15 protein-coding genes are annotated in these 17,948 nt (G+C 40.0%); 8 read left to right on the forward strand and 7 right to left on the reverse strand.

Annotated elements, in window-relative coordinates; translation table 11 throughout:
• The first annotated feature begins 157 nt into the window (after window positions 1–157).
• On the forward strand, window positions 158–1,219 hold the full coding sequence (locus tag ABFX33_RS22085) for an Mrp/NBP35 family ATP-binding protein (protein WP_346088285.1): 1,062 nt from the start codon (window positions 158–160) through the stop codon (window positions 1,217–1,219).
• Between the two features lie 227 nt (window positions 1,220–1,446).
• Here ABFX33_RS22085 and ABFX33_RS22090 read toward each other — a convergent pair whose 3' ends face one another.
• The 5 genes from ABFX33_RS22090 to ABFX33_RS22110 all read right to left on the reverse strand — a co-directional run bounded on the left by ABFX33_RS22090 (window position 1,447) and on the right by ABFX33_RS22110 (window position 6,110).
• On the reverse strand, window positions 1,447–2,214 hold the full coding sequence (locus ABFX33_RS22090; RefSeq protein ID WP_346088287.1) for an exodeoxyribonuclease III: 768 nt from the start codon (window positions 2,212–2,214) through the stop codon (window positions 1,447–1,449).
• 48 nt (window positions 2,215–2,262) lie between these two features.
• Window positions 2,263–2,970, reverse strand: a complete 708-nt coding sequence (locus ABFX33_RS22095) for a peptidylprolyl isomerase (protein ID WP_346088289.1) — start codon at window positions 2,968–2,970, stop codon at window positions 2,263–2,265.
• Between the two features lie 54 nt (window positions 2,971–3,024).
• Window positions 3,025–3,372: a hypothetical protein gene (locus ABFX33_RS22100; protein WP_120260307.1), complete on the reverse strand. Its 348-nt coding sequence runs from the start codon at window positions 3,370–3,372 to the stop codon at window positions 3,025–3,027.
• 164 nt (window positions 3,373–3,536) lie between these two features.
• Complete coding sequence (locus tag ABFX33_RS22105; protein ID WP_257086971.1) at window positions 3,537–3,980, reverse strand: low molecular weight protein-tyrosine-phosphatase; 444 nt, start codon at window positions 3,978–3,980, stop codon at window positions 3,537–3,539.
• Window positions 3,981–4,547: 567 nt separating this feature from the next.
• The gene (locus tag ABFX33_RS22110) at window positions 4,548–6,110 is read right to left on the reverse strand and encodes a Do family serine endopeptidase (RefSeq protein WP_346088291.1); all 1,563 of its coding nucleotides are present in this window, start codon (window positions 6,108–6,110) and stop codon (window positions 4,548–4,550) included.
• Window positions 6,111–6,340: 230 nt separating this feature from the next.
• Between ABFX33_RS22110 and dapF the strand changes: the two genes are divergently transcribed.
• Window positions 6,341–7,120, forward strand: a complete 780-nt coding sequence (dapF, locus tag ABFX33_RS22115) for a diaminopimelate epimerase (protein WP_346088293.1) — start codon at window positions 6,341–6,343, stop codon at window positions 7,118–7,120.
• 185 nt (window positions 7,121–7,305) lie between these two features.
• On the forward strand, window positions 7,306–10,191 hold the full coding sequence (locus tag ABFX33_RS22120; RefSeq protein WP_346088294.1) for a DEAD/DEAH box helicase: 2,886 nt from the start codon (window positions 7,306–7,308) through the stop codon (window positions 10,189–10,191).
• Window positions 10,192–10,201: 10 nt separating this feature from the next.
• Here ABFX33_RS22120 and ABFX33_RS22125 read toward each other — a convergent pair whose 3' ends face one another.
• On the reverse strand, window positions 10,202–11,011 hold the full coding sequence (locus ABFX33_RS22125; protein WP_257086970.1) for a helix-turn-helix transcriptional regulator: 810 nt from the start codon (window positions 11,009–11,011) through the stop codon (window positions 10,202–10,204).
• A 272-nt stretch (window positions 11,012–11,283) separates the two neighbouring features.
• On the opposite strand from ABFX33_RS22125, the gene ABFX33_RS22130 reads away from it, so the two are divergent.
• Together ABFX33_RS22130 and ABFX33_RS22135 are read left to right on the forward strand one after the other, a co-directional pair.
• The gene (locus tag ABFX33_RS22130; RefSeq protein WP_257086969.1) at window positions 11,284–12,333 is read left to right on the forward strand and encodes an HlyD family secretion protein; all 1,050 of its coding nucleotides are present in this window, start codon (window positions 11,284–11,286) and stop codon (window positions 12,331–12,333) included.
• 6 nt (window positions 12,334–12,339) lie between these two features.
• Window positions 12,340–13,917, forward strand: coding sequence for an MFS transporter (locus tag ABFX33_RS22135; protein WP_346088296.1), 1,578 nt, complete (start codon window positions 12,340–12,342; stop codon window positions 13,915–13,917).
• A gap of 55 nt (window positions 13,918–13,972) precedes the next feature.
• Here ABFX33_RS22135 and gltX read toward each other — a convergent pair whose 3' ends face one another.
• Window positions 13,973–15,493, reverse strand: a complete 1,521-nt coding sequence (gene gltX, locus ABFX33_RS22140) for a glutamate--tRNA ligase (RefSeq protein ID WP_346088298.1) — start codon at window positions 15,491–15,493, stop codon at window positions 13,973–13,975.
• A 121-nt stretch (window positions 15,494–15,614) separates the two neighbouring features.
• Here gltX and ABFX33_RS22145 point away from each other — a divergent pair, with 121 nt between their 5' ends.
• From ABFX33_RS22145 to ABFX33_RS22155, 3 genes are read left to right on the forward strand one after another with little or no spacing between them, the layout of a single operon-like run.
• Complete coding sequence (locus ABFX33_RS22145) at window positions 15,615–16,844, forward strand: sensor histidine kinase (protein WP_346088300.1); 1,230 nt, start codon at window positions 15,615–15,617, stop codon at window positions 16,842–16,844.
• A complete protein-coding gene (locus tag ABFX33_RS22150) occupies window positions 16,825–17,373 on the forward strand; it encodes a DinB family protein (protein WP_346088302.1) in 549 nt (182 codons plus the stop codon). Before ABFX33_RS22145 ends, ABFX33_RS22150 begins: the two co-directional genes overlap by 20 nt.
• Window positions 17,339–17,764 carry a hotdog fold thioesterase gene (locus tag ABFX33_RS22155; RefSeq protein ID WP_346088304.1) on the forward strand — a complete coding sequence of 142 codons (426 nt, stop codon included), beginning with the start codon at window positions 17,339–17,341 and terminating at the stop codon, window positions 17,762–17,764. The genes ABFX33_RS22150 and ABFX33_RS22155 overlap by 35 nt, the downstream gene beginning before the upstream one ends.
• Window positions 17,765–17,948: the final 184 nt, after the last annotated feature.

The raw sequence follows: 17,948 nt of genomic DNA on the forward strand, positions 1-17,948 counted from the left end.
GTAGGCTCCTCGTTAATTTTCTCTGAGGTTGTAGGAAAACCTTATTCATCAATAATGCATAGATATATGGATCTTAATTCCATTAAAAACAAACAAATGACATGAAATTGGTCAGCAATGAGTAGTTTTGTATTCCATGATTTCAAATGAATAATAGATGGTTACCAAAGAACAAATATTAAATGCATTATCCTATGTTGAAGAGCCTGATCTAAAAAAGGATCTTGTAACATTGAATATGATTCAAAATATTCAGATCGAAGACCAAAAAATTGCCTTCGATGTTATATTGACTACTCCCGCCTGCCCATTAAAAGATCATATAGAGCATGCCTGCCGCAACGCCATAGCACATTTTATTGATAAAAATCTTGAAGTCCAGATCAACATGACTTCCAATGTGGTCGGCAAACAGGGTGCTCAGGTTTCAGGGATTAAAAACATCATTCTGGTTTCATCGGGTAAGGGCGGTGTCGGAAAATCAACGGTCGCTGCCAATTTGGCCCTTGCACTTCATGCAAAGGGTGCAAAAACAGGTCTATTGGATGCCGATATCTATGGTCCATCACTACCGATGATGTTCGGATTGGAAGGAGCCAAACCCGGATCTGTGGAGATGCCTGACGGCCATGTTAAAATTGAACCACTTGAAAAATTTGGCATAAAACTACTTTCAATCGGTTTCTTTACGGATCCCAATCAACCTATTCCATGGCGTGGTCCCATGACCACTTCGGCAATCAAACAACTTTTCAATGATGCCAATTGGGGTGAACTGGATTATCTAGTTGTCGATATGCCACCGGGAACCGGTGACATTCATATCACGGTATCACAGACTTTCCCAATCGCTGGAGCAGTTATTGTCACCACACCCCAGCAGGTAGCGCTAGCCGATGCTGTCAAAGGAATCGGCATGTTTTTAATGGACAGTATCAATATCCCACTCTTGGGAGTTGTTGAAAATATGGCTTATTTTACACCGGCAGAACTACCAGATAACAAATACTATATCTTTGGTAAAGACGGCGGTAAACGTTTAGCCGAAGAATATAAAGTACCATTCCTTGGTGAAATACCTTTGCTTAAAGGGATTTCTGATGCCGGAGACAACGGCTTCCCTGTCGCAATAGATCAAGAAGATCCTGTAACAAAATCGTTCCTGACGATTGCGGAGAAGGTTGCTCAACAACTCTCCATCATCCATAGTCAGGTTTAAATATGACAGCTATTGAGGCATCGGCTTAACAAAACAGTCGAACTCCATCTAAATGGATTGATCAACATGCCACTTTTATAAAAAACAGGGTTATCCAAAAAAGTTCGGATAACCCTGTTTTTCTTTAATTTTATTTGTATCTCCACAGCAACTTTCCAAATATTCAATGCATAGAAGTTTCTCTGTTACTTTTTAGACCGCATATTTTTTATTAGGATCACTCTTATCTACACATCCAGTTCCAGCAAAACCGGACAGTGATCGGAATGAACTGCGTTTGCTAAAATCTGCGAAGATGTGATCTGCGCCCCTAGCGGCTTTGACACCATATTATAATCGATGCGCCAGCCCAGATTTCGGGCACGTGCACCTGCACGATAACTCCACCAAGTGTAGTTATGTGGTTCTGGATTCAAATGACGGAACGAGTCGATATATCCCGAATTGATAAAGTTTTCCATCCATTCACGTTCTTCAGGCAAAAATCCCGAAGAGTTTGCATTCGATTTAGGATTATGGATATCAATAGCACGATGACAGATATTATAGTCTCCACATACAACTAAATTAGGCTTTTCAACCAACAACTTATTGCTATATAACTGGAAATCATCCAAAAAACGATATTTAAAATCCTGTCGGACATCTCCTGTTGTTCCAGAAGGAAAATAAGTACTCATCACTGACACTTTATCAAAATCAGCACGAATGATACGCCCTTCAAAATCATAGTCTTCATGACCACAACCATATTCGACATGTGTAGGAGTAATTTTGCTAAAGATGGCCACGCCACTATATCCCTTTTTCTGCGCCGGATACCAGTAATGCTCATACCCCATTTCTTCCAGCAAAGCAACTTCCGGGATTTGATCAGGAGTGGCTTTAATTTCTTGAAGACATATGACATCTGCATCCACATTTTTCAACCAGCCTAACCAATCTTTCTTTAAAGCTGCCCGCAAACCGTTCACATTATAGGTTACTATTTTCATTTGTTTAGATATGAGTATTGAGATATTAGATTTGAAACTTTATACTTTTTAATAATCTTTAGATGAGAAAAGATCACCTATCTTGGTAAAGAAACCTGTTTGAGGCTTCAGACCTTTCAGTTCGCGTTCCAGGTTAAGCGCTTCACGTCTGGTCAACACATGCATGCTCATTTTTTGGTCTACCTCCGGTCGATCATGTTTGTCGGTCTTCACAGCCGCAATCTGGTCGATCATTTCTATCCCTTTAACCAATTCACCAAATACCGTATAGTTCCAGTCCAGATGTGGGGCTCCACCTACGGTTGTATACGCTTGACGTTGCCCTTCAGAAAATTTCTTTCCATTCATCCGGGTCTGCTCTAAGCGGCTGAGATCCTCAGGGGTAAATACTTTGCCCTGAACAAGGTAGAATTGAGAACCAGAAGATGCTTTCGCGGGATTATTGTCCCGGGCGGCACCTATTGTTCCTTTCTTGTGGAATAGTCCATCCTGGATTTCCGACGGAATAGTATAACCGGGACCTCCATTGCCTAGCTGAGCTCCGCCGACCGCATTTCTTGAATCTGGGTCACCACCCTGTATCATAAAATTCTGAATAACCCGATGGAACAAAGTACCATCATAATATTTGCTTTTTGCTAATTTCACAAAGTTGTCCCGATGTTTTGGTGTTGCGTTATACAAACGCAAGACACAGGTTCCTTTATCCGTAACGATCTGCACATATTTATACTCCGGTTTAGCTGCAAATGCCATGATTTGCAAAAAACAAAATACTGTTACTAAACAAACTTTCAAAAATCTCATACCCTAGATGACGTTTAACTCTTCAAAATAATCAATAATCAGGGACTTCATAATAAGTTCCTGCTCCAATAAGGTGTAGTTAGGAATAGGTTTCACCAACTCCCAGTGTGGCCATCCTTCTTCATCCAGTCCCTTTAGGGTATAGAACCCCATTGCGCTGAACAAACGACAGGTTGCGATATGCATCAACTCCTCTTTTTGTCGCTTTGAGAAAGTCTGTGGACCTTTTCCCAATTCCTGCACACCAATAAGGAATAAACATACCTTGATGTCAGGCTTTTCCATATCAAATAAAGAAGCGATTTCACCCTGCAAGGTGCTCCACTTCTTGTTTACTTCTGCTGCTTTCATTTTATTTCTTTAAACAAAAAAGACAAATTCACCTGTAAAGGCTTGTCATATTACCCTTTATAAAACATATTCCCCGATCTCTCCAAAAGTTTTCCGCTCCTTGGAATTTTTGACCACCGAAAATTAGGAATTAATTCACGATATTCAGATAATATCAATGTCATTTACGAGGAGGGGGATACCTTTGCGATCACCTCTGTACAACGCTTGTCAATCATCTGAAAAACGGGGTCAAACAAATTATCATCAAAATACGGATCAGGAACGATATCATTATCTAAAAACAATTGCACCTTCTCCAAATCATCTTTGTTTTCCGCCTGTGCACAGACATCCGCAAAATTCTGACGATCCATGACAAAAATAAGATCATATTCATTAAAAAATGCAGGTTGGAAATGTCTTGCCCGTTGTCCGGAGATATCGACCCCATATTTTTTTGCAATTGCAATTGCCCTTCGATCGGGCGCCTCACCAATATGCCAGTCACCTGTACCAGCAGATTCCACAATCCAGTTTAATTGTTTATCTTTTACTTTTTGCTTCAATATCCCATGTGCCAATGGCGAACGACAGATATTTCCCAAACAGACCATTAAAATTTTCATCGAAATACTTTTTTAAAACCATGCAACCTAAAGAGCAATACGATAAGTCGACTATCCCCATTGCTATCAACATTCGGACAGATCGTTTGTTATTGACTTCCTAATAGCCCTCTAAACTTTCATGGGTATAATTATACAACAATAACCCTAAACTTGTTCCAGCTCATTTTTCAAACGGGACCAGTTTCTCTCAACATTCTTGCACAAAATAACTAAACTTAAACTATTAAAGAAACAAGCCTGATGAAATCGTACTTTCCAGTTACAATTGAAACATCATATGAGCCCTAATATCCACGCATGTCCAATTAAATTTTCATGCATTCAACCATCCACACAAAGGTTTATGACGGAGTGCACAATAGACGATGATATTTATGTACCATAATCTTCATCTCCGGATGCTAGGAAAGGATATTATTCCATAATAAATGCACCAAAATCCGTAAAGATCCTGCTGCCTCCAAGGACAAAAACGACACCCTTGAATATGAATAAAAAAGGTGGCCTAACCTTACGGTTAGAACCACCTAAACTATATTAATCAACCAATTCTTAATTCATTTTTTAATATTCCACTGGGAAGCTGAGTTGAACGGCTCCACCTTGCGGAGATACACCTTTTAAGCGTACAATATTACGCTGAGTGGCACCCAATGCAGATTCTACATCATCAACACTATTGACAGCTTTTCCATTGATCTCCGTAATGACCAAGCCTCTTTCGACACCGAAGTAATCAAATATACCACCACGGTTTACTTGTGTCACCACAACACCGGAGTTTACACCCAATTCTTTCTTCTTCGCTGCAGAAGCAGGAATAAAGCTTGCACCTAATTTGTTGTAGATTTCAGTTGCGCTTTTCGAAGCTTTTCCGCTCGCGCCAGAAGCTGATTTCAGCGACTCCTCACCTTTCAATGTCAAAGAAACCTGTTTTTCCTTACCCTCACGTTTGTAGGTAATATTCACTTTATCACCCGGACGTAAGCGGCCGATAGTTTCACTTAATACAGGGGAACCTGTAATCACCTTACCATTGACCTTCGTTAAGATGTCTCCCTTTTTAATACCAGCAGCTTCAGCAGCTCCACCAGCGACTGCCTCATCCACATATAATCCATTAATCTCTGTAATACCTTTTTCTTTGGCCAATTCCGAGGTTATAGGCACATAACTAACACCAATATAACCACGTTTTACATTACCAAATTCAACAAAATCATCCGCAATTTTTTTCACCAGATTAACTGGGATCGCGAATCCATAACCGGCATATACCCCTGTTGGTGACGCAATAGCCGAGTTGATACCTATTAATTCACCAGAAGCATTTGTTAATGCCCCACCACTATTCCCTTTGTTGATTACAGCATCTGTCTGTATAAAAGACTCGATAGCCGAGCTCGCAAGTGGTTGTTCAGGATTCCCTCCAAAAGGATTACCGCGTTGCTGTTGTCCCTCTCTTAATATACCGATATCGCGGCCTGTAGCACTGACGATACCCGCAGTCACCGTAGACTGTAAACCAAGCGGATAACCAAAGGCCAGTACCCATTCACCCACATTGACGTTATCCGAATTACCCATCTTAACTACTGGAAGACCTTTACCTGCAACTTTCAATAGTGCAATATCAGTATTGGGATCACGTCCAATCAATTTTGCTTCAAATGTACGTTTGTCTGTCAGTACAACCTCGATCTTATCCGCATCCTCTACCACATGGTTATTGGTAACGATATAACCGTCATCCGAAATAATAACACCTGATCCGGATGCCTGTACTGGCTGTGCCTGCATCTGGCGGCGTCCACCACCCTGTGGCATTCCGAAAAATTCTTCAAACATATCAAAAGGAGAGCCCTGCGATTGTTGGGAACCTTTTCTACTATATGTTGTCTTAATATGCACTACACCTGGGGATACTGCAGCCGAAGCCTGGGTAAAATCAGGATTGCCTGTCGAAGACATTACCCCTGTACCTGTAGGGTTATTGGCAAAATAAACTTTCTGTTTGTCTTCGAAAGACATACCATCGAGTTTTTTATTCTCAATAAGCTTGTAACCACCTAATGCTACTGCTCCACCGAAAACAGCTGTTAATAGCGTTAAACCGACCTTATTCATAAACTTATCTATATTTTAAATTGTCTTAATATAAGCTGATAATTTTTGCTCTTAAAATTACCGATTTTATTCGGATATGTTCAAATGTAATACCATTTCAAGGCCTTCGGAAAATCCGACACGTTAAAAAATGTTAATTGCTAGACAAATGCAATAATTTTAACAAATCTTAACTTTCCGCCGATTTTTTGTAACAAAAAAACGTATTTTTGTTACTACAAATCAACATAATGGCATCGAAAGTAAGATTTTCAAAATATCAAGGAGCGGGAAATGATTTCATTTTAGTGGACAATCGCAACAATTCCTTTAACCGGGCAGATGAAGCACTGGTCAAAAACCTTTGTGACCGCAGATTTGGCATTGGTGCAGATGGTCTTATGCTGCTCCAAAACAAAGAAAATTACGACTTTGAGATGATCTATTATAATGCAGATGGACGTGAAGGCAGCATGTGCGGCAATGGCGGACGTTGTATTGTAGCGTTTGCTCATGACCTAGGCATTATTACTGACAATACTGCCTTTTTGGCAGTAGATGGTATACATCACGCTTCCTTATCATCCGATCTTGTCAACCTACAAATGATTGATGTCACCGAATTTGATCGCGACGGCGACGCCTACATCTTGCAGACCGGCTCACCCCACTATGTCTCCTTCGTTACAAACCTGAAAGAGAAAAATGTTTTTCAAGACGGTTTTTCGATCCGCAACAACACGACCTATGCCAAAGAAGGTATTAACGTCAACTTTATAGAAAAAGAAGAAGATGGTTATTTCCTCCGTACATTTGAGCGCGGTGTAGAAGACGAAACTTATGCCTGTGGCACCGGTGCTACTGCAGCAGCAATGGCGGTAGCGCTGCAAGCAGATCTTCAAGGCGATATCAATATCCCAATTCGTGTATTGGGCGGCCAACTGTATGTTTCCTTCCATAAAGACGGACACCATTTTACAGAGGTTTTCCTCAAAGGACCAGCCCAATTTGTTTTTGAAGGCATTTTTTAGTCGTTAGATAGAAATTTACCCAATTGATACATTCAAGCCTATGAATAGGCTATCTATATATTTACTTGAGCTTTTATCCACATCTTCCGCTAGCTATATTTTTTAATTTTCGTTCGGCAAATTGTGATTAATGGTATATTTTATTGTATATTAGATACCTTTATTTACAAGGTCCGCTATTTTTAATGCAACAGTCAAAGTCATTTCCAGTATATAAAATCGTTTATTCTATCTGTGAGCATCCCTATCTTGGCTATCTCATTGAGCCACACATGGTCAAACTAAATCCCAATGGGACTTACTCACTACGATATCAACGTATATTTAGCAATACTGTAGATGCTTATGCCGCAGAATTGGATGAGGTAGACTACAAACTCATCCGACTGCTCGATGATATCGAACAGACAAACCTCATCAAAAAGTACTATAAAAAAGCAATCAGACCCGTAGACTTCTTCTCTAAAGTTTTTGACAAAAAACTCTATGACCTGTTGCGCCCAAAGATTGATGAAAAGATGATTCAATTCTTTGAGTCTATCGGAGATAAGCCTCTTTTCATGATGAGTAAAGATGGTTATCCAGCAGATCAGGAAATTAAACGCGCAACATCAGCGGCCTCTATCTTATTTCACTTTCGGCGAACCGAAGAAGAAACACGTTACTTCCCAACCATAAAGTACGAAAACCAGCGCTTGGAGTTTATGTTTAAAAATGCTATTGTATTAACCAATGCACAGGCATGGCTAATTTTAAACAATACACTATACTATTTTGATCAGGCCCTGGAAGGGAAAAAATTAAGCCCTTTTCTCAATAAACGATACATTTCTGTTGGAAGAAGTACTGAAAAAAAATATTTTGAAACTTTTGTCTGTGGCTTGATCGAACGTTACCATGTTTATGCGGAAGGTTTTGAAATACAGACCCATCAGCATCAGGCTATCCCTCTACTGCATTTAATCTACGTGGAGGAAGGTGCTTCACAATTACAATTGCAATTCAAATATGGCCCCCATACCTTTACCGCAGGTGCTGAAAATAAGGTGACCGTCCGAATGGAGTATAATGAGGAGAAAGACCAGTATATCTTTCATCGGGTCAAACGATCTTTACAATGGGAGGAACAACAGCAGGAGAATCTTAAATCCTTGGGCTTAGAGGACCTTGACCGCCAACTTGGATTGCTTGCACCATCTATCCAATCCGGAAAACGCATTTCAATATTTGATTGGATAAATAATCATCAGGAACAAATAAAGGCCCTGGGATTTCAAATTATACAAAACAGTGAACAAAAACGCTTTTTCATCGGACATACCTCATTGGACATCGCTATTGATGAGGATAATGACTGGTTTGACATCAGCGCTATCGCTAAATTCGGCCCCTATGAAATCCCCTTTATTCAGTTAAGAAATCATATTCTAAACAATATTAAAGAATTCATCCTGCCAAATGGTGAAATCGCCATGATTCCTGAAGAATGGTTTGCACAATACAACCATCTCTTTCAGTTTTCTGCCGACAGACATGAGCTTAAATTAAACAAAGTCCATATCGGACTGCTCTTTGAAATCAGCGAACATACCAAATTGGTTTTCAATCGTAAATTGCAAAATCTCGCCACTTTCGAAGAAATTGCGGATATTCCTGAGCCAAAGCACTTCAAAGGTAATCTCCGGCCTTATCAGAAAGCAGGATATAACTGGTTCAACTTTCTGAAACAATATAAATTTGGGGGCTGTCTTGCGGATGACATGGGATTGGGTAAAACCATACAAACCTTAGCCTTATTGCAACAACAGAAAGAACAGATTGTCGATCAGCAGGAAATACATACATCACTCCTGGTACTACCGACCTCACTTGTTTACAACTGGCAGAAAGAAGCACATCAATTTGCTCCCCAGCTCAAAATCCATTTGCATACGGGAAACAATCGTATCAAAGATGCCGCATTGTTCTCCAAATACGATCTAATTATCACAACCTACGGCATTGCACGTATTGATGAAGATATATTGAGTAGCTTCTATTTTAATTATATCATCTTGGATGAAAGCCAGAATATTAAAAATCCGACATCAAAATCTTTTAAGGCCATAAAAAGTCTGAAGAGCAAAAATAAACTGGCTTTAAGCGGAACACCTGTTGAAAACTCTGTTTCTGATCTTTGGGCCCAAATGCACTTTACAAATCCCGGTTTATTGGGAAGTTACACCTACTTTCAAAAAGAGTTTGTACAACCTATTGAAAAGAGAAAGGATGAAGAAAAAGCGCAACGCCTTCAGGCGATTGTCAAACCTTTCATCCTAAGACGTACAAAAGATCAGGTCGCAAAAGAACTACCGCCCAAAACAGAACAAGTACTCTATTGTGAAATGACCGATAAACAATCGGAACTTTATGAAAAGGTCAAATCTGAGTATCGCAATGCCATTCTTGATGGACAATTGGACAACAAACCAAAATCAACGCAGATTGCACTATTACAGGGACTGACTAAACTTCGTCAGCTCGCCAATCACCCTAGAATGGTCGACGAGGACTTCTTGGGTGATTCGGGAAAATTTGACGCCGTCATTGAGACCCTTGAAATGGTGATGCAACGAGGGAATAAGGTCCTTATTTTCTCCCAGTTTGTCAAACAGCTCAATATCTTTAGGCAATATTTTGATAAGAAGGGGACAAACTATGCCTACCTGGATGGAGGCACCAAAAACCGCGATGAAGCGGTGAGCCAATTCCGCAAAAATAACAACACCAAATTGTTCTTAATATCGATCAAAGCTGGTGGTGTAGGACTCAACCTGATTGAAGCGGATTATGTTTTTATACTAGATCCATGGTGGAATCCTGCGGTAGAACAACAAGCCGTAGACCGTTCACATCGTATTGGACAGACACGGAATGTATTCATCTATAAATTTATCAGTAAGGATACGGTAGAAGAGAAAATATTGGCGCTACAGAACCGGAAGAAATCCATTGCACAAAGCCTCATTACGACAGAAGAGAGTTTTATAAAATCACTTTCTCAGGAAGATTTACACGAGCTTTTGGCATAATCTAAAGCGATCAATTTTTATATTCATTAATTTTCGACATATAAACCGAAGGACGAATACCCGTTACACGCGTAAAGATGTTACTGAAAGATGATAATTCGCTGTAGCCAATCCGCATAGCAATTTCTAGAATAGAATAGGTATTTTCAGCCATTAGCTCCAAGGCTTTTGCAATACGTATAGCTCTTAAAAACCGAATATAGCTGATACCCATGTCTTCCTTAAAAAGTCGGGAAAGGGATCTACTGCTCATTCCAAACTGCGCCGCCACTTGTTCGATAGTAAAGGCTTGATCAATATACATGTTTAAATATCGGGCAATACGCCGAAGCTTTTCGCTTTTAGGATAAGGATGTTGCATAGGAAATGCATCTATCGGCGGACTCATCTCAGGAATAATAGCCATCATCGCCCGTAGTAAACAATACCTTGAATAGCTGGTCTTTCTACTGATTCCCCCTTTCCAATCTCTCGCAAACAAGAACATCTCTCGCATCAGGTCGTTGCTTAAAAATATATTGGGATCTAAAAGAACCGGATGAACTCCCTCCTGCTCTTTAAAGTAAAAGCTATACAAGTGAATATGAGAACTAGAACTTTCCAGATGATAAGCAGTATTGGCGGGAATCCACATGTAAAACCGCCCCGGCAAATACCAATGTTTCGTGGCAGTAAAAACATGTATAATACCACCGTCCGCATAAAGTAATCGTGCTTTCTGATGTATATATTCACGGGAATCAATCCGATCTACATGTGTATGACACACATAAAAGTCGTATTCATTGTCATCAATAGCCCCTAATTGTTCCTGTTCCATGATTTAAAATTACATTTTTTTGTCATGTGGCGCAAATGAACAAATATCCGTCCGACTATACAAAACTAAACTCCAATCGACAGCAGTATCTTTGTACACCGTTTCACTCCTTGCTTACAGTTGTATTCTATACAGCGCATCCAGGCAATCTCGATTCATGAACAATTTGTCATCCTATTTTGGAAATTGCTGGTTGAAACATGGGATACAAATCACCCATACCTTACCAGGAGAGTGGATGAAAAAGCATTTAAATATTCATAAAAACAATAATGGGTAAAGAAAAGAATAAAGATAAGACAAAGGGATTTAATAAAGTTTTAGTTGTATTTGCCGTGACCTTACTGCTCGTAGGGATCGGCATTTTGGGTAGACATCTGCTATTTACTAGTCAGCACGTAACGACAAACGATGCTCAGATAGATCAGTACGTTACACCAGTTGCAAGTCGAATAGCAGGCTTTGTGAAAGAAGTCAGATTTGAAGAAAATCAATATGTACATCGTGGCGACACCTTATTACTCATCGATGCCAGCGAGTATCAGACCAAAGTAGATATGGCGAATGCCGAACTTCGAAGTAGTCAGCGGAATGCCGAAGTGATTGTCAAAAGCACAAATGTTACCGCCAATAGCATTTCTGTCCAAAAAGCAAAATTAGAAGCTGCCAAAGTGAGTGTATGGCAAACGGAACAAGATTATAGACGATTTAAAAATTTGTTTGAAGCAGATGCTGTAGCCAAACAACAATACGATAATGCCAAGGCAGCATATGAAATTTCTTTGGCGCAACTCAATGCCATACAGGAAGAATACAACGCTGCACAATTAAATACAAGCAAAGAAAAAGCCAACGAGCTACCTGCCAGAGCAAATATCGATATTAAAAAAGCTGCAAAAAACAATGCGGAGGTCTTCCTTTCCTATACCATAGTGACTGCACCTTACAATGGTTTTGTTGGGAGAAGAACAATCCAACCTGGACAATTTGTTAAAGAAGGACAAACTTTAGTCAATGTTGTCAGTGAAGAAAAATGGATAAATGCGAATTTTAGAGAGACCCAACTAGCGAATCTCACCGAGGGTACCGAGGTAAATATACAAGTAGATGCCTTCCCAAATTTACATCTCAAAGGAATCATTCACTCTTTTTCTCCAGCCTCGGGGTCTAGATTTTCGGTCATACCTCAGGATAACGCAACCGGAAACTTCGTTAAAATTGAACAGCGCATACCGATCAAAATTATCTTTTCACCAAGACAGGACCTGACAAAACTACGTGCTGGAATGAACGTCGTAGTTCATGCCGCTCACCAATCTTAATCATTCATGAGTTCAAATACATCTTTATATTATAAGTGGGTACCCGAATGGATTAAACTTCCCATGATGATTTTGGCCATGTTTCCACATCTCATGTTAATGTCCCTTTTTCATTCCAATACAGCGTTTACAGCTTCCACATTAGCGATCGAAATGGAGGATATACAGTATTTTCTTTCATTGATGTATGGTGCTATTGTTGTAGCACTATTGATATTTCACCGACTATTTGCATTCTTTCGGGTAAGGACATATATACTTCTGACCTGCACGGTATCCATCCTCATTCTATTTGCCATCTCCCTGACCAGAGATCCATTTGTCATTGCTGTGCTCAGAGTGCTTGAAGGCATTTTCTGTGTACTTGAAGGGGCCTGTTTTCTTCCCTTGCTAATGATGCAAATCCGGCATTCCAAAAGTCGAACCATTGCCTATTTCTTCTTGTACACTTTTATGCTGACAGGTGGTACCATAACAACATCCCTTCTAAAAGAAAGTATTATGGATTATGGCTGGGAAGATATGATTCATGTTGTACTCTATTGGCATTTGATGGTCATCGCCATTGCTTTACTACTCTTGAATAACAACAGATTAAGCCGAAAATTCCCACTTCATCAATTGGATCTGGTCAGCTGTCTCTTCCTGTTACTTTCGTTAAGTTGTGGTGGATATGTGTTAATTTATGGCCGAAAATATTATTGGTTCGAAAATGAGACAATCTCGATTAACCTCGCACTTTTCCTTATTTTTGGTGCACTTTTTATCATCAAACAACATCTCGTAAAACGACCCCTATTTCATTTTGAAATTTTGAGCTATAAGAACATTATTTTTGGTGTTATCCTATTTTTCTTATTTTATTTAATCCGAAGCAGTCTCAACAATGTCTACACCGTCATGGCCAATGTATGGAAATGGCCCTGGCATTACATCGTCGATATCCAATACATTAATGTACTGGGGACCATAGTGGGGGTAGGTAGCTCAGGCATACTCTTACTGCGTGATGTATCACCGAAATACATTTTCGGTCTGGGGTTCCTGCTGTTGACCACATCCTGCTTTTTGTTTGTTCCCACGTTCTACCCCGATACTACAGTTTGGGTTATAGGATTGCCACTATTTATTCAGGGAACCGGACAGGGCTGGCTCTTTACACCACTTGTGATCTATATTATAACAGGGGTTGCTCCACATCATACGGGCAATGCAGGTTTAATGGGTACAACCGTTAGATTCTGGAGTACCAATATTGGTTTTGCGCTGATTCAGAACATCAGTTACACCTTAAATCAAAAACATTTCATCCAGATCGAACAACACTTAAATATGAGCAATCCGATCACGGTCGCCTATTGGAGCGCTTTGGTCGAAAAATACCTGGGAACATCCAGCGATCAATGGGCAACTAATCTCGCCAGCAAAAGTCTACAGGCAACACTTAGTCAACAGGCATCTCTGATCAGTAATATGGAGATATTTACTTATCTCGGGATATTGGGAGCATTTATCACGCTGATCATTTTTCTATTTACCCCAGCGAAAGCAATGTTCATGCGGTTGCGAATTCCATACCTATAAAAAAAGCTGTTGCAATAAGTCGCAACAGCTTTTTTTACTATATATATTTTAGTGTTTAAGCGTCAAATTCTTGAAGTGCTTTCTTGATACGTTCAATGACTTCGCCTTGGCCAAGTAACTCAACGATTTGGAATACATCAGGGCCAAATTTACCACCTACCAGCATAATCCGGAATGGCATCATCAATTCCCCCATCTTCATTCCTGAGTTTTGAATTGCTTCTTTAAAGAATGACTCGAGCTCTGCTGCTTTCCATTCCGTAAATCCTTCAAATGATGTCATCATATTTTCAAAGAATACTGTCTTCTCAGCAGACCACTTTGGTTTTACCGCATTTAGATCATATTCAACGGGCTGCACAAAAAAGAAAGAAGCCTGGGTCCAGAAATCCTCAACAAAGGTTAAACGCTCTTTGACGGCTGCCAAAACACGATTTACATAACCTTCTTCAGCGACTACCTGATGGTGAGCCAATACTTCCTTGATCTGTGGCAATAAAGAATCGCTTGAAGAACGTTTAATCCATTCGTGATTGAACCATTTTGCCTTCTCAAAATCAAATTTTGCTCCGGCTTTGCTGATGCGATCAACACTGAATTTTTGGATTAACTCCTCCAAAGAGAATAGTTCCTGTTCTGTACCATCATTCCAACCCAATACACCAAGCATATTGACAAAAGCTTCTGGCAAGAATCCCATCTCACGGAATCCTTTGGTTGTATCGCCAGATTTGGCATCTGTCCAGTTCATAGCATACACAGGAAATCCTAAACGGTCTCCATCACGTTTACTTAATTTACCATTACCATCAGGCTTCAGGATTAACGGGAGATGTGCCCATTGTGGCATGCTGTCCCCCCATCCCAGGTATTCCCACAATAGGACATGAATCGGCGCAGAAGGCAACCATTCTTCACCCCGGAAAACATGCGAGATCTCCATCGCCTTATCATCCACGACTACGGCTAAGTGATACGTTGGCATTCCATCTGCTTTAAGCAAAACCTTATCATCGACAAGATTGGTATCAAAAGCAACTTTCCCACGGATCATATCTGTGAAAGACAACGTTTCATCCGTTGGAATCTTTATTCGGATTGTATGCGGTGTTCCCGCCTCTAATAATTGTTGAGTTTCGGTCTCACTAAGGCTCAAAGAATTACGCAATTGCAACCTATTTTCATGGCTATAGCGGAAGTTAGGTTGCAGCTTACGCTGCTCTTCCAACTCCTCAGCGGTATCGAATGCGTAATAAGCATATCCATTCTTAATTAGCTGTTCAGCATATTTGCGGTAAGTCGGTTTTCGTTCACTTTGACGGTAAGGGCCATATTGACCACCTTTCAACGGACTTTCATCCGGAGTCAGGCCACACCAAGCCAAACATTCGTTGATGTACTCCTCGGCTCCTGGGACAAAACGAGTTTGATCCGTATCTTCGACACGTAAAATAAAATCTCCTTGATGCTGACGTGCATAGAGAAAATTAAACAAAGCTGTACGTACGCCTCCAAGGTGCAGACCACCAGTAGGACTCGGTGCAAATCGCACTCTTACTCTTCTTTCTGAACTCATGCCGCAAAATTACCACAAAATTTTTGATTTGGATAACAGGATGACTTCTAAGGTGAAATAAAAGTGCAGAAAACAGACATTTATTCATTAATTTGCAATAGAAGTACACTAATAAGGAATCATGAAACCCTCTCAGATAAGCCAACAACGCTGGAAATTTATTTTGCTCATCTTTGCAGCAATCATTGCCATAGCATCATTGGTTTACACCAATTACCTTGTCCGGAATCTTGCCCACGCCGAACGTTCAAAAGCCGAAGTATGGGCCATGAGCACCAAAAATATTATGACCATGCCCGATGTCGATGATGAATTCATTACATTCATCTACGCAGTCAGGGATAGCCTAAATTTGCCGGCAATTATCACAGACGATAAAAACGATATTATTTTCTGGCGCAATCTAGATTCCACCAAGACTAATATCAAGCCGATCCATGGCGACAGTGTTACAAATGACCTTGATTATGATCCCGTTTATTTCCAGAAACAGCTTGCCTTTATGAAGAAGAGCCATCCCCCCATTACCTTAGAATTGGGAAATGGTCAAAAATGGCATGTTTACTACAAAGATTCCTGGTTTTTGCAACAATTGCGGGTATTCCCTTATGTTCAATTATCGCTGATTGCCCTCTTTCTTATTATTGCCTATACTGTTTTCAATTCCATTCGAAAATCTGAGCAGAATCTAGTCTGGGTGGGACTGACAAAAGAAGCCGCCCATCAGCTGGGTACTCCAATATCTTCATTAATGGGCTGGCTGGAGCTTATTCGGATCAAATTTGACGCCGAAGAAGACGATACGCTCAATGAAATGGAAAACGATATTAAAAGATTAGAAATCGTGGCCGATCGTTTTTCAAAAATAGGATCAACCCCCGTGTTGACCAATCACAACCTCTATAAGGTCATCAAAAATTACATGGATTATTTCCGAATACGGACCAGTAACAAGATTACTTTCGAATTACTTGGAGACACACATGTGGAGGCCAAACTCAATATTCCACTCTTCGATTGGATCATTGAAAATTTATTGAAAAACGGGGTAAATGCTATTGGTACAGAGGGAAAGATAACTGTTAATATTTCAGAAAATATTGCGAAAGAAGAAATTTTTATAGACATTAGTGATACGGGCAAAGGAATTCCAAGGTTAAATTTTGAATCTGTCTTCCAGCCAGGTTTTACAACACGCAAAAGAGGTTGGGGACTTGGCCTTAGCTTAACCAAACGAATGGTACGATATCATCAAGGACAAATCTTTGTTAAAGAATCTGAAATAGGTAAAGGAACAACATTTCGAATAATCTTAAAAAGCAACTTAAAATATGAAGCCACTCAAATCTGACGAATATCCGGCAGTCTACGCTACCTATATTGAGACTGTAGTCGATAACGTATTAGATGCATTGGAAGAACAGACGCTCTCCTTTCCTGCATTTCTGGATGCTATTCCAGAAGAAAGAGGCAATTTCAAATATGCCGAAGATAAATGGACAATCAAAGAGGTCGTCGGGCATGTCATCGACAATGAGCGTATCATGGCCTACCGTGCATTACGTTTTTCGCGCAACGATCTGAAAGAGCTTGCCGGGTATGACCAGGACTACCTTATTCAATATTCCCGTTACAATGACCGTACGTTGGAAAGTCTAAGTAAGGAATTTACTTACCTACGCAAAGCCAACCTCATGTTGTTCAACAGCTTTAACGATGCTGAATTAGAACGCAAGGGCATGGCCTCAGAGCGCCTCACGAGTGTCAAAGCATTATTGTATGTGATTGCTGGGCACCTCAATCATCACCGTATTATCATTCAAGAACGTTATTTAAATTCAGACGATGTCAAAAATTTGGTTTCAGCCTTACAACATTGAGGAAATAAATGTCTTTTTCAATAAATACCTCTCGGGACTATTGGAAATCAAGGCAACCGAAATAGATGATAACAGTATTACAGCAACCATGCCGGTCACAGATAATGTGAAACAACCCCATGGCATTCTGCATGGTGGCGCTTCAGTAGTACTTGCAGAATCTTTAGGGAGTATTGCTTCTAATTTGGTGGTTGACCCCGACAAATACCGGGGGGTAGGACTCGAAGTCAATGCTAATCACATCCGCCCAGTAAGTAGTGGAATTATCACAGCAAAATGCAGCCCAATACATATTGGTCGGTCAACCCATATCTGGGAGATAAAAATGTACGATCGATTCGATAAATTGAATTGTATCTCAAGACTTACAGTAGCTATCGTACCAAAGTAAGCTGAAGTCTGCTAACTCGATTTATCAATCCCATGTAATTCGAAATCAACAATATTTGCAACTAAAGAAGGATAATATTCACAATTTATTCTTCTTTTTTTTGCCAAATAATTATCAAAATACCCCTTTATTTATTTCCGATATTCAAGAAAATTAAGTAGTCTTGTAAGATGGATATTTTAAA

Origin of the sequence: Sphingobacterium ginsenosidimutans (assembly GCF_039536865.1) — a bacterium.
Classification (GTDB): Bacteria; Bacteroidota; Bacteroidia; order Sphingobacteriales; family Sphingobacteriaceae; genus Sphingobacterium; species Sphingobacterium detergens.

What these genes read in the sequence shown, in the direction of transcription:
- ABFX33_RS22100 (WP_120260307.1), bottom strand. Translation starts at nt 3,372, where the DNA reads ATGAAAGCAGCAGAAGTAAACAAGAAGTGGAGCACCTTGCAGGGTGAA.
- ABFX33_RS22130 (WP_257086969.1), top strand. Translation starts at nt 11,284, where the DNA reads ATGGGTAAAGAAAAGAATAAAGATAAGACAAAGGGATTTAATAAAGTT.
- ABFX33_RS22085 (WP_346088285.1), top strand. Translation starts at nt 158, where the DNA reads ATGGTTACCAAAGAACAAATATTAAATGCATTATCCTATGTTGAAGAG.
- ABFX33_RS22125 (WP_257086970.1), bottom strand. Translation starts at nt 11,011, where the DNA reads ATGGAACAGGAACAATTAGGGGCTATTGATGACAATGAATACGACTTT.
- ABFX33_RS22095 (WP_346088289.1), bottom strand. Translation starts at nt 2,970, where the DNA reads ATGGCATTTGCAGCTAAACCGGAGTATAAATATGTGCAGATCGTTACG.
- ABFX33_RS22110 (WP_346088291.1), bottom strand. Translation starts at nt 6,110, where the DNA reads ATGAATAAGGTCGGTTTAACGCTATTAACAGCTGTTTTCGGTGGAGCA.
- ABFX33_RS22135 (WP_346088296.1), top strand. Translation starts at nt 12,340, where the DNA reads ATGAGTTCAAATACATCTTTATATTATAAGTGGGTACCCGAATGGATT.
- ABFX33_RS22120 (WP_346088294.1), top strand. Translation starts at nt 7,306, where the DNA reads ATGCAACAGTCAAAGTCATTTCCAGTATATAAAATCGTTTATTCTATC.
- ABFX33_RS22150 (WP_346088302.1), top strand. Translation starts at nt 16,825, where the DNA reads ATGAAGCCACTCAAATCTGACGAATATCCGGCAGTCTACGCTACCTAT.
- ABFX33_RS22145 (WP_346088300.1), top strand. Translation starts at nt 15,615, where the DNA reads ATGAAACCCTCTCAGATAAGCCAACAACGCTGGAAATTTATTTTGCTC.
- gltX (WP_346088298.1), bottom strand. Translation starts at nt 15,493, where the DNA reads ATGAGTTCAGAAAGAAGAGTAAGAGTGCGATTTGCACCGAGTCCTACT.
- ABFX33_RS22090 (WP_346088287.1), bottom strand. Translation starts at nt 2,214, where the DNA reads ATGAAAATAGTAACCTATAATGTGAACGGTTTGCGGGCAGCTTTAAAG.
- dapF (WP_346088293.1), top strand. Translation starts at nt 6,341, where the DNA reads ATGGCATCGAAAGTAAGATTTTCAAAATATCAAGGAGCGGGAAATGAT.
- ABFX33_RS22155 (WP_346088304.1), top strand. Translation starts at nt 17,339, where the DNA reads ATGTCAAAAATTTGGTTTCAGCCTTACAACATTGAGGAAATAAATGTC.
- ABFX33_RS22105 (WP_257086971.1), bottom strand. Translation starts at nt 3,980, where the DNA reads ATGAAAATTTTAATGGTCTGTTTGGGAAATATCTGTCGTTCGCCATTG.